The 14,912-nt window shown below is 44.9% G+C and carries 11 protein-coding genes; 7 read left to right on the top strand and 4 right to left on the bottom strand.

Features of this window, described 5'->3' with window-relative positions:
• Nucleotides 1–30 precede the first annotated feature (30 nt).
• Nucleotides 31–882, bottom strand: a complete 852-nt coding sequence (locus E5672_RS14575) for a MurR/RpiR family transcriptional regulator (protein WP_136782860.1) — start codon at nucleotides 880–882, stop codon at nucleotides 31–33.
• Between the two features lie 285 nt (nucleotides 883–1,167).
• Between E5672_RS14575 and zwf the strand changes: the two genes are divergently transcribed.
• The 5 genes from zwf to E5672_RS14550 are packed head-to-tail and all read left to right on the top strand — an operon-like array spanning nucleotide 1,168 to nucleotide 6,792.
• The gene (zwf, locus tag E5672_RS14570; RefSeq protein WP_136782859.1) at nucleotides 1,168–2,661 is read left to right on the top strand and encodes a glucose-6-phosphate dehydrogenase; all 1,494 of its coding nucleotides are present in this window, start codon (nucleotides 1,168–1,170) and stop codon (nucleotides 2,659–2,661) included.
• 1 nt (nucleotide 2,662) lies between these two features.
• Nucleotides 2,663–3,355: a 6-phosphogluconolactonase gene (gene pgl, locus E5672_RS14565; protein WP_136782858.1), complete on the top strand. Its 693-nt coding sequence runs from the start codon at nucleotides 2,663–2,665 to the stop codon at nucleotides 3,353–3,355.
• 9 nt (nucleotides 3,356–3,364) lie between these two features.
• Nucleotides 3,365–5,191, top strand: coding sequence for a phosphogluconate dehydratase (edd, locus tag E5672_RS14560; protein ID WP_136782857.1), 1,827 nt, complete (start codon nucleotides 3,365–3,367; stop codon nucleotides 5,189–5,191).
• A complete protein-coding gene (locus E5672_RS14555; RefSeq protein ID WP_136782856.1) occupies nucleotides 5,191–6,144 on the top strand; it encodes a glucokinase in 954 nt (317 codons plus the stop codon). The genes edd and E5672_RS14555 overlap by 1 nt, the downstream gene beginning before the upstream one ends.
• A gap of 3 nt (nucleotides 6,145–6,147) precedes the next feature.
• Complete coding sequence (locus tag E5672_RS14550; protein WP_136782855.1) at nucleotides 6,148–6,792, top strand: bifunctional 4-hydroxy-2-oxoglutarate aldolase/2-dehydro-3-deoxy-phosphogluconate aldolase; 645 nt, start codon at nucleotides 6,148–6,150, stop codon at nucleotides 6,790–6,792.
• A 177-nt stretch (nucleotides 6,793–6,969) separates the two neighbouring features.
• Here E5672_RS14550 and E5672_RS14545 read toward each other — a convergent pair whose 3' ends face one another.
• From E5672_RS14545 to gap, 3 genes are all read right to left on the bottom strand, one after another.
• Nucleotides 6,970–7,950 (bottom strand): hypothetical protein, encoded by a 981-nt coding sequence (locus E5672_RS14545; protein WP_136782854.1) that lies wholly within the window; start codon nucleotides 7,948–7,950, stop codon nucleotides 6,970–6,972.
• A 145-nt stretch (nucleotides 7,951–8,095) separates the two neighbouring features.
• Nucleotides 8,096–8,947: a D-hexose-6-phosphate mutarotase gene (locus tag E5672_RS14540; RefSeq protein WP_136782853.1), complete on the bottom strand. Its 852-nt coding sequence runs from the start codon at nucleotides 8,945–8,947 to the stop codon at nucleotides 8,096–8,098.
• Nucleotides 8,948–9,129: 182 nt separating this feature from the next.
• Complete coding sequence (gap, locus tag E5672_RS14535; RefSeq protein ID WP_014976817.1) at nucleotides 9,130–10,125, bottom strand: type I glyceraldehyde-3-phosphate dehydrogenase; 996 nt, start codon at nucleotides 10,123–10,125, stop codon at nucleotides 9,130–9,132.
• A 235-nt stretch (nucleotides 10,126–10,360) separates the two neighbouring features.
• Between gap and malQ the strand changes: the two genes are divergently transcribed.
• Nucleotides 10,361–12,559 (top strand): 4-alpha-glucanotransferase, encoded by a 2,199-nt coding sequence (gene malQ, locus E5672_RS14530; RefSeq protein WP_136782852.1) that lies wholly within the window; start codon nucleotides 10,361–10,363, stop codon nucleotides 12,557–12,559.
• A 157-nt stretch (nucleotides 12,560–12,716) separates the two neighbouring features.
• The gene (glgB, locus tag E5672_RS14525; RefSeq protein ID WP_136782851.1) at nucleotides 12,717–14,900 is read left to right on the top strand and encodes a 1,4-alpha-glucan branching protein GlgB; all 2,184 of its coding nucleotides are present in this window, start codon (nucleotides 12,717–12,719) and stop codon (nucleotides 14,898–14,900) included.
• The last annotated feature ends 12 nt before the right edge of the window (nucleotides 14,901–14,912 follow it).

The raw sequence follows: 14,912 nt of genomic DNA, 5'->3' as shown, positions 1-14,912 counted from the left end.
AATGTTTAAAAACGAGCATTGAACGGATTCTTAATCCCCGCGCTTTTCATAACGAGAACCACGTAAGGTGTCTTTAACTCGTTTAAGGTTTTCTCTGAATTTATTGCCTCGGCGCAATGTAAACCCTGTTGCCAATACGTCAATAAGGGTCAGTTGAGCAATACGAGAAGCCATCGGCATATACATGTCAGTATCTTCAGGTACTTCCAAGGACAATACGTAGCTGCACTCTTGGGCAAGTGGGCTTTCAGCTGATGTTATTCCCACAACAGTCGCATCGTTCATCCTAGCAATCTGAGCTATTTCAACAAGGCTTTTGGTACGGCCCGTGTGGCTAATAAGTACAACCACGTCCCCAGCAGAGCAATTCATACAGCTCATGCGCTGCATAAGAATATCTTCAAAGTAGACTACGGGTACATTGAATCGGAAGAACTTGTTCAGCGCGTCGTGAGCAACAGAAGCAGAAGCGCCTAACCCAAAGAAAGAAATCTTTTGAGCTTGGGTGAGTAAATCCACCACGCGATTAACAACATGCACGTTGACTGACTGACGAGCCACTTCAAGTGATGCCATGGTCGATTCAAAAATCTTGTTTGTATACTCATCTGGGCTGTCGTTTTCGTCAACATGACGGTTAACATAAGGCGTGCCGTTGGCTAAACTTTGAGCCAAATGAAGTTTAAAGTCTGGAAAGCCTTTGGTGTCTAGTCTTCGACAGAAACGGTTTACAGTAGGCTCACTAACATCCGACATCTTAGCTAGGGTTGCTATACTCGAATGAATGGCTGTTTGAGGGTTTGCTAAAATAACTTCAGCTACCTTTTTCTCAGATTTACTGAATGCCGCTTGATTTTGTGTGATTTTTTCTAAAATGTTCATACAGATATAGCAATTAGTTAGCACAATTTATTGTAAGGTACATTCATAATAGTACCCAATGTGACGTCTGTGACAAGAAAAATGTAATTTTTTGACAAATTTTGTTGTTTGTAACGGGGTAAAAGAGGGTAAACTGAGGGAAATAGTAAAGATTCAGATCCTATAGTTGGTTCAAGTTGTAATTTTACTACATTTGGTGTTAACTATACGGTAAAAATAGTCGTTAGTGTTGTAAATAACGGTACGATACACTACGGACATATACATTTTAAAAGGTCGACGAATATGGTATTGGATAATTCCTACGAACCCTGTGATTTTGTACTTTTCGGTACTTTGGGTGATCTTTCACGACGCAAGTTGCTGCCTTCTCTCTATCAATTAGAAAAAGCTAACTTGATGCACCCTGAAACCACGATTGTTGGTGTGGCGCGTCAGGAAATGGAGCTAGAAGCGTATATTGAAGAAGTTCACGCTAACCTTATTAAATTCGGTGAAAAGAACTTATGTGAAGCCACTTGGGAAAAAATGAAAGCGCGTCTGCATTATGCATGCGTTGACATGAAAGACGTTGAAAGCTATTGCGTACTTGACGATCACGTCGACCCGACCCGCACAATGGTGTGTTACTTAGCAACTCCTCCTGCGATTTACGGCGATATTTGCCGTGGACTTCACAGCTGCAAAATTATTGATTCTAGCGTTCGCGTGGTGCTTGAAAAGCCAATCGGTCACGACTTAGCGTCTTCAAAAGTCATCAACGAACAAGTTGCGGAATACTTCGACGAGAAACAGATTTACCGCATAGACCACTACTTAGGCAAAGAAACCGTTCTTAACCTAGTCTCGCTTCGTTTTGCTAACTCTATTTTTGCCACTAACTGGGACCACAACTGTATTGACCATGTTCAAATTTCAGTAGCGGAATCAGTCGGTATTGAAGGGCGCTGGGGTTATTTCGACGATGCAGGTCAAATGCGTGACATGGTGCAAAACCACCTGTTGCAAATTTTAAGCTTGGTTGCAATGGAGCCGCCAACAACGCTAGATGCGGATAGCATTCGTGACGAAAAGCTGAAAGTACTCAAGGCGCTTCGTCCAATCAACTCGTTCAACATTAACGACAGCACGGTTCGCGGGCAGTATACCTCTGGTTTTGTGAAGGGCGAGGAAGTGCCGGGATACCTTGAAGAAGAAGGTGCCAATACACAGAGTAAAACTGAAACCTTTATTGCCATTAAAGCTGAAATTGATAACTGGCGTTGGGCAGGAGTGCCTTTCTACCTGCGTACAGGTAAGCGCATGCCGACTAAGGTGAGTGAAGTTGTTATTTACTTTAAGCGTCAGCCGCATAACTTATTCGGCGACAGCTTTAAGAACCTTCCACCTAATAAGCTGGTTATTCGTCTTCAACCTGATGAAGGTGTAGAAATCACGGTAATGAATAAAGTCCCTGGTCTTACTAGTTCAGGTTCAATGGATCTTCAAAAGTCCAAGCTAAACTTAAGCTTCTCGGAAGCCTTTGCTGACGAGCGCATTCCTGACGCATACGAAAAGTTACTGCTTGAAGTAATGCTGGGTAATCAGGCGCTATTCGTACGTCGCGATGAAATTGAACAAGCGTGGACGTGGGTAGACTCAATTCTTGAAGCGTGGAAGCAATCGAGTGAGCCGCCAGAGCCGTATCAAGCAGGTACATGGGGCCCGGTGGATTCTATAGGCCTTCTTGCGCGTGAAAATCGCAGCTGGTATGAAAGCAAAACTGTGAAGAAGAAATAATATGGCGTTAACAACTCTATCATTTGAAACACCTGACGCACTGACGGATGCATTTGCGCAAGACTTAGTCAGTATCTTGAAAACAGGTATTAAAACTCGCGGTCGTGCTTCGCTAGTGGTGAGTGGGGGGCGTACTCCACTTGCGCTTTTCAAACAGCTAAGCGAGACCGATTTAGAGTGGGATAAGGTTGATATTACCCTTGCCGACGAACGCTGGGTTGAAGAAGGCCACGAAGCCAGCAACACCAGCTTAGTAAAAAAGAACCTAATTCAAAATAAAGCCGCAGCAGCACGTTTTATCGAATTGAAAAGCGATGTTGACGATGCAAATGAAGGCGTAAATGCAGCTGAGTCAAATCTGGCTAGCATGTCACAGCCTTTCGATGCATTAATTCTTGGCATGGGGGAAGACGGACACACTGCGTCGCTTTTCCCTTGTTCAGAGCAAGTACTTGACGGCTTAGATATGAGCAGCGGCAGAACCTGCATCGCTGTTCAACCTACAACAGCACCTCACCAACGTATTTCATTAACGCTACCTGCGTTACTCAATAGTAGAAATATCTTTTTACACTTAACTGGTGAAAAGAAAAAGCAAGTGCTTTTAGACGCTATTGAAAATGCTACCGAAGCGCAAAAGCCCATCACTGCCGTTGTGAATAGAGCACCGGTCACCCTGATGTGGGCGCCATAGGAGACAAAAGTGAATCCAAAAATTGCTGAAGTTACGCAACGAATTATCGAGCGTAGTAAAGAGACGCGTAAAGCGTATTTAGAAAAGATTGAAGCCGCACGTCGTCAAGGACCACACCGTGGTGTGTTGTCGTGTGGTAACTTGGCTCACGGCTTTGCAGCATGTGGTACAAGTGAAAAGGCTGATCTTCGTTCCATGACCAAAGCCAACGTGGCTATTGTGTCAGCATACAATGACATGCTTTCTGCTCACCAGCCTTATGAAACTTACCCTGCGCTTATTCGCGAAGCGGTAAAAGACGTGGGCAGTGTTGCGCAGTTTGCTGGCGGTGTACCTGCAATGTGCGATGGTGTTACTCAAGGGCAGTCTGGTATGGACTTAAGCCTAATGAGCCGTGACAACATCGCTCAAGGTGCGGCTATCGCGCTCTCACACAACATGTTTGATAGTGCGCTGATGCTGGGTATTTGCGACAAAATAGTACCCGGGCTTCTAATGGGGGCACTAACATTTGGTCACTTGCCAACTGTTTTTGTTCCAGCCGGTCCTATGCCATCAGGCTTGCCAAATAAAGAAAAAGCCCGCGTTCGTCAGGAATTTGCTGAAGGTAAAGTAGGCCGTGACGCACTACTAGAAGCTGAATCCCAGTCTTACCATTCAGCTGGTACTTGTACCTTCTACGGCACAGCTAACTCAAATCAGCTTGTGGTTGAAATGATGGGCTTGCATTTACCAGGCTCTTCTTTTGTCAATCCAGGCACGCCACTGCGTGATGCACTAACGAAAGCGGCTGCGGTTCAAGCAACTCGTCTAACTGATCTCGGTGACAATTACACGCCAATTGGCCACATTGTAGATGCTAAGGCCATTGTAAACGGCCTTGTTGGCTTACTAGCAACGGGTGGTTCTACTAACCACACTATGCACCTTATCGCGGTTGCTCGTGCTGCTGGCTACATCGTTAATTGGGATGACTTCTCAGACATTTCAAATGCTGTGCCTCTACTGACACGCATATATCCTAACGGTTCAGCAGACATCAATCACTTTGTTGCCGCTGGCGGTATGTCTTTACTTATTAAACAACTGCTAGATGCGGGTCTACTTCACAACGACGTGAAAACGATTGTAGGTGAAGGCTTAGATTTATACACCAAAGAGCCAGTGCTAAAAGACGGTGAGCTAGAATGGCGTGATGGCCCTTCAGAATCACTAGACAAAGAGGTACTTGCAACCGTAGAAGCACCGTTTAAGCCAGATGGCGGCTTAAGTGTACTAGACGGCAACTTGGGTCGTGGTGTTATCAAAACCTCAGCGCTTCGTACGCCTCACTGCAACATCAAAGCGCCAGCGGTTGTGTTTGAAGATCAGTTTGAACTGGATGACGCGTTTAAATCTGGCAAGTTAGATAAAGACTGCATCGTGGTTGTGCGTTTCCAAGGTCCATCGGCCATTGGTATGCCAGAGCTTCACCGCTTAACCCCGCCGCTAGGTGTACTGCAAGACCGTGGATTTAAAGTAGCTCTTGTTACTGACGGTCGTATGTCAGGTGCATCTGGTAAGGTGCCTGCTGCTATCCACGTAACACCAGAAGCGTATAAAGGTGGTTTGCTTGCTAAAGTGCAAGAAGGCGACATCATTGAGCTTAATACCGAAACCGGTGCGCTTACCCTGCATGTTGATGAAGAAACGCTTGCCACTCGTGAAGCTGCGCCAGCTAACTTGGCGAAGCATCATGTTGGTATGGGACGTGAAATGTTCGCGGGAATGCGTGCAATCCTTACTGGCGCAGAAGAAGGGGCGTGTTCACTGTTTTACACGCAGGAGCAAGCATAATGAGCCAGAAGTTTGTGGCTGACGTTGGCGGTACCAATATTCGTGTTGCGAGAGTAACCGAGTCGGGCGTCACTGATATTAAAAAGTACATGTGCAACGACTTTGCTAGCATTGATTTAGCCATTTCACAGTATTTTGCAGACACGCCAGAGCATACGTTTACCCAAGGTTGTATCGCGATTGCATGCCCTGTACTAGGTGATCAAGTCGTAATGACTAACCACAGCTGGGCGTTTTCTCAAAATGCTCTGCGCTCTCAGCTGAAGCTAGATGCGCTGTTTGTGATCAACGATTTCACCGCAGTAGCTCATTCTTTGCCTGTGTTAGGTAAAGAGCAAGTTATTCAGATTGGGGAAGGTACAGCCAAAGAAAATGGCAACATTGCAGTATTTGGCCCGGGCACCGGTCTTGGCGTTGAGCATATCACTATGACCTCATCAGGTTGGCAAACATTAGACGGAGAGGGTGGTCATGTAGATTTCGCTCCTGTCGATGAAACCGATGTTGTGGTATGGCGTCATCTGCAAACTACGCTAGGTCGCGCTTCTGCTGAAGAAGTGATGTCGGGACGTGGTTTACAGAATATTTATACCGCGTTGGCAAACAATGCATCTGCCCCTGTTGCATTTACCGAGCCTGCGCAGATTACCGAAGCAGCATTAAATGGAACATGTGAGTTGGCTAAAGCAACGCTGACTCAGTTTTGCCGAATTATGGGAAGTTTTGCGGGTAACTTAGCGCTGAACATGGCAACGACTGGCGGCATCTTTATTGGTGGCGGTATTGCGAACCGTTTCCCTGAGTTTATACAAAACAGCGACTTTAGAGCGCGTTTTGAAGCAAAAGGGCAAATGAAGCATTACGTAAAAGACATTCCCACCTATTTAATTGCAGAACCTGATCACGGTTTGTTAGGTGCGGCTGCATATCTGAATCAAAATACAGCGAGCTAAATTATGACATCGAAATGGAAAACCTCTCCAGAGGAAATTTTTGCGGCCGGTCCAGTTGTACCTGTTTTGGTTATCAACGACGTAGAAAAAGCTGTTCCTCTGGCAAAAGCGCTAATGGAAGGTGGTATTAAAGTACTAGAAGTTACTTTGCGTACGCCTGCAGCAATCGACGTAATTAAGCGAATTGCACAAGAAGTACCTGACTCTCTTATTGGAGCGGGAACGGTTACTAATGCGCAACAGCTAAAAGCAGTTGTTGAAGCGGGTGCTAAGTTCGCAATTAGCCCAGGCATGACCGCTGACCTACTTAAAGCGGGTATGGATGCAGAAATACCACTAATCCCTGGAATTTCTTCAACGTCTGATCTAATGAAGGGCAAGGATGCGGGTTATACCCACATGAAATTCTTCCCTGCAGAGGCGTCAGGTGGTGTTAAGGCTATTAAGTCTATTAGTGGTCCATTCCCTGATGTAACCTTCTGTCCAACAGGTGGAATTGGCCCAAATAACTACAACGATTACTTAGCGCTTAAAAATGTGAAGTGCGTGGGTGGTTCGTGGTTAGCGCCAGATGATGCAATTGAGTCAGGAGACTGGGCACGCATCACGCAGTTGGCTAAAGAAGCTGTAGCGGGTGCTAAGCAGTAAGATACGACAACCTTATTTCTTTTAAGGGAATAAGTTGCCATTTTAAAGCTGTAGAGAATGAAAAAAGAGACGCTTATAGCGTCTCTTTTTTATTTGTAAAAGAGCTTTGTTTTTACGAAGATAGAGTCTGTGGTTTCGTGGTGGGCATAGCAATGTTACGCGTCATTTAATAACCCTTTATGAACCTTTCCCACATGTTTTTTGATTTGACTCACATATCACACCAGTTGTGTGCAGACTTCTCTCAACGTCCGTATTTAATAGATTAGAAACAAAGCGCGCCAATAGTTTTTCATCCATTAATGAAGACATTTCTAAGTGATTCAAGTTTGGAAAAGAGTGTTGTGTGATACCTGAGCTATTAACAAGTTCCCAATCTCGCTCTAGAGCGACTCTGTCGGCGGGTGAAGTGTAAACATAGGTCGTAAGAGGGGATTGTTTTAATTTCCCTATGATGTCTATGTCACTTTCCTCAGCTTTTGCATTGCTGTATACAATAGCTACAGCGTCTTCAATGTTCTGCTTAGATATAAATGATGAATACACTTTATCTCTGTGCAAAATATTCCATAGCGCCAATGTAGAGTGATGGAAGTCTGTCATTGGCGCAATCAAGTGTAGTCGCGCCCCTTCAATCTTGGATGCAATGTGAAACGCGGCGACGCTTCCCATAGAAATGCCGATTAAATCTACTTTAGTTGGCTTTTGCTCTTCGATTGCTGAAACTATTGGAGTGACGGCGTTCAGACCAAAAGCAAAATGTTCAGCGCTATCTGCGCTTTCAACGACTATCACATCGGCGCCCGTCATTAACGTAAGCCATTGTTGATGCATAGCCACAATAGCTTTCGCGGTGCCGTACCCTGGAAAAATAAATATCAAATGACGTCCATCACTTGTGCTACCTCTTCCACTATCTTTAAAAGTCCATACCTTAGTTTTATTGTTGATGGTGAGAGAAAATTCCATTTGGCTTACTGCGATATCTGGCGAACGTTGAACTCTAATGCATTCACTACTAGTTGAACAAAGACGTGATGTTTTAAATGTCTCAGACAAATTTCCACTTACTGAGGGGGTATGTTGAGTGGCTATTTGATAAGCAATAAGGCGGGCACAGCCCGATAAAGACATCGCCATAAAAAAGAGAAACAACAATCTAACTAACTTTAATTTTTTACCCTTGAGCTTCATTCCATTGAAAAGCATATAACTACACCAGCGTTTAATATTGATTTAGGTTGGATTGGTCGCAGTAGTGGCGCTTTATTAGCTCCACTACTAAAATATTAACAACTGATACTCACCGTGGGATGATAGTTTGTTTTAGCGTATGACTAGCGCCTGGAGTCAAGGTTTTGCCTTGTGTTAGCGATGTTTCTACGCATAGCATATGTTTATAACCAAACAGGTCCATGTCTGAAATAGACGCCGCACCTTGCCAAGGATTCCACACAACAAGTGAATCATTACCGTGCGAGACAACCTCGGTGTATACACTGCCGTCAACTTCAATTTCGGCCGTTTTGATTGGCTCTAGATGGATTCGGTCTGTTTCACCGGTAATGGTGTAAGGCGACGGCGTTTCTTTTAACGCCCAAGCATCAAGTTTGTCTTTATATTGGCCTTTAATACCCTTTAAACATGTCTGCTGAATGTGTTCGACGTGAAAATAAGTGTGTAACGCACAATTAAAACTAAAGGGAGCAACGCCGGTGTTTTCAGTTATCAAAGACACTTCCATCGTTTTACCAACGGTTACAACCATAGTCACAGAACAATCATTTTCGAACCCTTCGGCGCGACTAAAACTAGGTGATAACGTAATAGTAGTGCCGCTGTCAGAGTCTTTTGAACCAATAAGTTTCCAGACTTGGGTTCTTAAAAATCCGTGAGCGGGCAGGGCGCCTTTTTCGCGACCGTGGTCATCACTAAACCATGGCCAACAAACAGGAATTCCTCCGCGAATTGGACGCTCGCCATTTAAGTATGCGTGTGGACTCACCCATAGTCGCTCTTTGTTATCACTTTTAGGAACAAAAGATAAAATATGGCCGCCAAATAAACTAATTCGCGCAGTGGCTAATGCATTATCCACGTCCAAAAAAGTAAGGCCGTTTGATTCACTAACGGTAACTGAATTAACAGGTGACATAAGTCCTCCTTGGACCGAATACAAAAATCACAAAATGAGCGACAGGAAGATGATTGTCGCTGGGAAACCGTCTTTATATATCGCGCGATAAAAATAAAAAAGGGTGCAAACACAAGGTTGCACCCTTAGATTAACTCAACTTTAGAACAAATAGTTTAACTATTTGTTCTTTATTTCATGAATTACTTAGAAATATGCGCTACTAGGTCAAGAACCTTGTTTGAGTAGCCCCATTCGTTGTCGTACCAAGAAACAAGCTTAACGAATGTGTCTGTAAGCGCGATACCTGCAGTCGCGTCGAATACCGATGTACGCGCGTCGCCAAGGAAATCGTTAGAAACAACCGCATCTTCGGTGTAACCCATGATACCTTTAAGTTCGCCTTCTGACGCTTCTTTCATTGCTGCGCAGATTTCATCGTAGCTAGCTGGCTTCGCAAGGTTTACAGTAAGGTCTACTACTGAAACGTTTGGCGTAGGTACACGGAAAGCCATACCCGTTAGCTTACCGTTAAGCTCAGGGATAACTTTGCCTACTGCTTTTGCAGCACCAGTTGATGATGGAATGATGTTTTGACCCGCACCACGACCACCACGCCAATCTTTCATTGAAGGACCGTCTACGGTTTTTTGCGTTGCTGTAGTAGCGTGAACAGTAGTCATCAGACCGTCTACGATACCAAACTTGTCGTTTAGAACTTTCGCCAGTGGAGCAAGACAGTTAGTAGTACACGACGCGTTAGAAACGATAGTTTCACCTGCGTAGCTTTCTTGGTTCACGCCCATTACGAACATTGGCGTGTCGTCTTTAGAAGGCGCAGACATAACCACTTTCTTCGCGCCTGCTTCAATGTGCTTTGCCGCCGTTTCTTTAGTTAGGAATAGACCGGTAGATTCAACAACTACGTCAACATCTACTTCATCCCACTTAAGCGCAGCTGGATCTCTTTCTGAAGTAATACGGATAGTTTTGCCGTTTACAACTAGACTATTGTTATCTACTGTAACTTCACCGTCGAATAAACCGTGCGTCGAGTCGTATTTCAAAAGATAAGCAATGTAATCTGTGTCTAGCAAGTCGTTAATTGCAACAACTTCAATGTCGTTGCGCTCTGCTGCTGCACGCATTACTAGGCGACCAATACGGCCAAAACCATTGATACCGATGCGAATTGTCATAACGTACCCCGATTGTTCAAATAAAATGAAAATAAATTACGTAAAGTATGGATCAAAATGCCATAATTAGCAAAATAAAAAGCCAAAGTGTTGCAAAATTACGAATTAGTGCTATTGCAATCGTATTCACATATCGCTAAGCCCTTGTTTCTAGAATAATGTTAAAAATTTGTTTGTAGACGCACCTAGCACCTCTGGCAGTGCGTCTTTCACCGAATAACAGGAATGACACACCATGACACAACAACTTCTGCAACAACTGGTTGAAATGCGGGGAATAGAAACCCAATACGTCGACGCATGGGGAAAACCAGCAACCATCGCAGAATCGAGTAAAGCAAAACTGCTAAACACGCTTGGTTATGACACCAGCAGTGATGAAAAAATTCAGTCACAAATTACACAAGATATTAAATCGGTATGGTTGTCGCCGTTAAATCCTGTTCAGGTGGTTCGAAATACTCAAGACATTATTTTGGCGGTGCGTTTGCCTATTGAGTTAGTAAACGATGACCACACGCTTACCGTAACCTGTGAAAATGGTGACGTACTCACCCATCAATTTACGCCAGTAGATCAAGAAATGACGACAATGGCGCATATCGATGATGTAGAATTTCATGAGTACGTTGTAACTCTACCTTTGGATTTACCACTTGGGTACCATGATGTTGCTCTAAGTGCTGATGACGATGAGTTTGCACACTCGCGCTTAATAGTGGCACCAGAAGCGTGTTACACGCCGAGCGAGATCAAAGAAGGCAAAAAAATATGGGGCCTAAGCGTTCAGCTTTATTGTGTACGCAGTGAAAAGAACTGGGGTATAGGTGACTTTACAGACCTGGCGCTTCTAATTGAAAAAGCCGCTGGCGTTGGCGCAGATTTTATTGGGCTTAATCCAATTCATGCGCTTTATCCAGCAAATCCTAATGCGTGCTCGCCTTATGGCCCAAGCTCACGTCGCTGGCTTAATTATTTGTATATCGATGTAACTGCCATCGACGGCTACGACGATGCATCAGTGCAAACGGTAGTCAGCAGTGATGAATTTAAAGCAACGCTTGAGCATGCGCGTAGTGTAGAACACGTAGACTACGAGGCGGTAGCGCATGTGAAATTGGCTGCGCTTAAAGCAGTATTTGACGTCTATGATGTTAAATACCTTCGCAAAAATACCAAACAAAACAAAGCGTTCAAAGCTTTCGTAGAAGCGGGCGGAGAAAGCTTAGATATGCTGGCGGTGTACGATGCCCTGCAGTCACATCTTAAAGCTGATGGTAAGGAAAGCTGGGGTTGGCCAGTATTTCCACAGGAATTCAAAGACTACCACAATCCAGCGGTGGCTAAGTTTAAAAGCGCCAATCAGCATGAAGTTAAGTTTTACCTGTTCCTTCAATGGATTGCTGCCCAGCAACTTGAAGCAGCAAGTAATAAAGCAACCGATGCAGGCATGACTATTGGTCTTTATCGCGACCTTGCGGTAGGTGTGAGCGAAGGCAGTGCAGAAATTTGGGGTAATAAAGACCTGTACTGCACGGGGGCAAGTGTGGGTGCACCACCAGATATCTTGGGCCCGCTTGGTCAGAATTGGGGTTTACCGCCAATGGATCCTCGCAAGCTTTACGAACAAGCCTATCAGCCAATTATTGACTTGTTTGCGTCTAACATGGCGTCTTCAGGTTCGTTGCGTATCGACCACGTTATGGCGTTACTCCGTTTGTGGTGGGTAGTGAAGGGCGACCACGCGAAAGACGGTGGTTATATTTATTATCCAGTCGACGATTTGTTAGGTATTTTAGCGCTAGAAAGTCATCGCAATGAAAGTTTGGTTATTGGTGAAGACCTAGGCACCGTACCCGAAGAAATTCGCGGCAAGCTCGCTGATAATGGCGTGTATTCCTACCGTGTATTTTTCTTCGAGCAAGCAGAAGACGGCGGTTTCTTCTCGCCTAGCCATTATCCCGTTCAGTCGATGTCTACGTTGACTACTCACGATATGCCGACATTGATTGGTTACTGGCATTGTCTAGACTTAGAATTAGGCAAAGAGATAGGGTTATATCCAACAGAAGAAATTCTTCAAACGCTGTATGCAGATCGTCATGAAAATAAACAGTCAATCCTGGATACTTTGCATGGGCATGGTTCAATTGGCGACAATGTGGGCCGCGATGTCAATCATACGGGTATGAATCGCGAACTCAATAACGGTATGCAGGTACACATGGCAGGAGGCTCGAGCGCTCTGTTAAGCCTGCAGCTAGAGGACTGGCTAGAGATGGATAAGCCGGTAAATATTCCTGGCACATTTAACGAATACCCTAACTGGCGAAGAAAACTCACCGAGAATATCGAGTCGATGTTTGATAGACATGATATAAATGAGTTAGCGTCTAAACTTACTCACGCCAGAAAGCGAGCAAGCCAAGGTTAATTGCCATTATCAAAGAAGTGATGATGGGCAGTTGCCTAGGTAACTTTAACGAGTAAGATAAGTACCAAGACGGTACTTGATAGAGCTTAAATGTGCACAACCCATTTAAGCTCTCAATTCAACCCGCTGCTATGCGGGTTTTTACTAGGAGTAGCGAATGCAATTAGCGCAGCAGTTCGAACAGGTATTATGTTCTCAGCCGTTTTCCCATTTAGGTGTAGTTACCAATAAACAAAAATCGATACTTCGCGTTTGGTGCCCTAATGCCACTGAAATAACGATTAAATGGGAGAACACAGCGCTAGCCAATGTAACTGTTACCTCCAAAAATGGTCTTTTTGAAACCCCGTTGCCTCGAGAATACCAAGGCGAGGTTTATCGTGTCGCTGTTAAAGGCTCGAATAACAAAGAGGGATACATCGACCCTTACCAATTCTCTGAGCAGGCTTATCATGCGGTACATTATATCGATAGCAAACCTGCAAACTTGTACGAGCAGGCGGGCGCGCAACTTTTAACACTTACTTCATCGCAAGGCGATGCGATAAAAGGCGTCAGGTTCTGCGTTTTCGCACCTAATGCAAGTGCGGTGTCGCTTATTGGGGATTTCAATCAGTGGGATGGTCGCTTGCACCCCATGGAAAAGACCTCTATGGGATACTGGGTATTGTTTGTTCCAGAACTTGTAGAGGGAGAGCGCTACAAGTATCACATCAAGGATGCACACGGTCATGACTTACCGCATAAAGCCGATCCGCTTGGCTTTAGTGCAGAGCAATATCCTTCTCACGCCTCAAAAATTTACAATCACAACGCCTATGAGTGGAGTGATGATGCGTGGATGGAAAAGCGCAAGAAGAACAAATACAACAGTCCAATGAGCATTTATGAAGTGCATCTTGGCTCTTGGAAGCGGCCTGGCATTGAAACAGATGCGCGCTATCTTACTTATAAAGCGTTGGCAGATGACTTAATAAGCTATGTAAGCAACATGGGCTACACGCACGTTGAACTGCTGCCTATTTCCGAGTTTCCGTTCGACGGTTCATGGGGCTATCAGCCCGTGGGGATGTTTGCACCAACCAGCAGATTTGGAAACCCAGATGACTTCAAATATTTTGTCGATAAAGCCCACCAAGCAGGTATAGGCGTCATTATCGATTGGGTACCTGCGCATTTTCCGGAAGACGGTCATGGCCTGGCGCGATTTGATGGTTCATGTGTTTATGAGTATGAAGACCCGAGAAAAGGTTGGCACCCAGACTGGAATTCTTGTATTTACGACTTCGGCAAAGACACGGTTCGTCAGTTTTTAGTCGCGAATGCGTTGTTCTGGTTAGATAAATTCCATATCGATGGACTGCGGGTAGATGCGGTGGCATCTATGCTTTATCTCGACTATTCACGCAATGATGGAGAGTGGATCCCGAATGTGGATGGTGGCAACGAAAACTACGAAGCCATCAGCTTACTGAAATGGATGAATGAAGAAGTGTACAAGCACTTCCCAGACGCAATGACGATTGCCGAGGAATCGACGTCGTTTCCCAAGGTGTCTCGTCCAGTATTTGATGGTGGCTTGGGGTTTGGCTTTAAGTGGAACATGGGGTGGATGCACGACTCACTGCACTACATTGCTAAAGACCCAGCGTATCGCAACTACCACCATGGCGAAATCACTTTCAGCATGGTCTACGCGTTCGACGAAAATTTCGTATTGCCTATCTCGCACGATGAAGTGGTGCACGGCAAAGGTAGTATGCTGCATAAAATGCCTGGCGATGAATGGCAGCAAGCCGCTAACCTGCGTTGTTACGCGGGCTTTATGTATGGTCACCCTGGCAAGAAGCTTAACTTTATGGGAAATGAGCTTGCGCAGGCCCGCGAATGGAATCATGACAGCAGTTTAGACTGGCACTTGCTCGATTACGAAAAACACAAAGGCATTCAAGCACTGTATAAAGCGCTCAATCACTTATATACGTCTACGCCAGCGCTTTATGAGCAAGACCATGAACCAGCAGGCTTTGCCTGGCTGGACCATAACAATGCCGACCAAAGCGTAGTTTCATTTGTAAGAACCTCAAAAAATGCAAAGCAAAAACTCTACGTGGTGTCTAATTTTACGCCCGTACCGCGTGAAAAATTTAGAATAGGCGTAGATGATGCATGCACGTTAACGCTAGCGTTGAACACAGATGATAGTACATATTGGGGGAGTAATTACGATGTTATTTCAAGTGTAAATACGCAACCTACACCTTGGAATGAGCGTACTTACTCTGCAGAAATCACGTTACCACCGCTAGCCACAGTATTTTATGTTGCCAATATGGATTAATCCGACTGGGGC

The sequence above is a fragment of the Alteromonas portus genome (genome assembly GCF_005117025.1).
GTDB lineage: Bacteria > Pseudomonadota > Gammaproteobacteria > Enterobacterales > Alteromonadaceae > Alteromonas > Alteromonas portus.
Note: the sequence above shows the minus strand (reverse complement) of the source record. Positions and strands in the feature narration are given on the sequence as shown.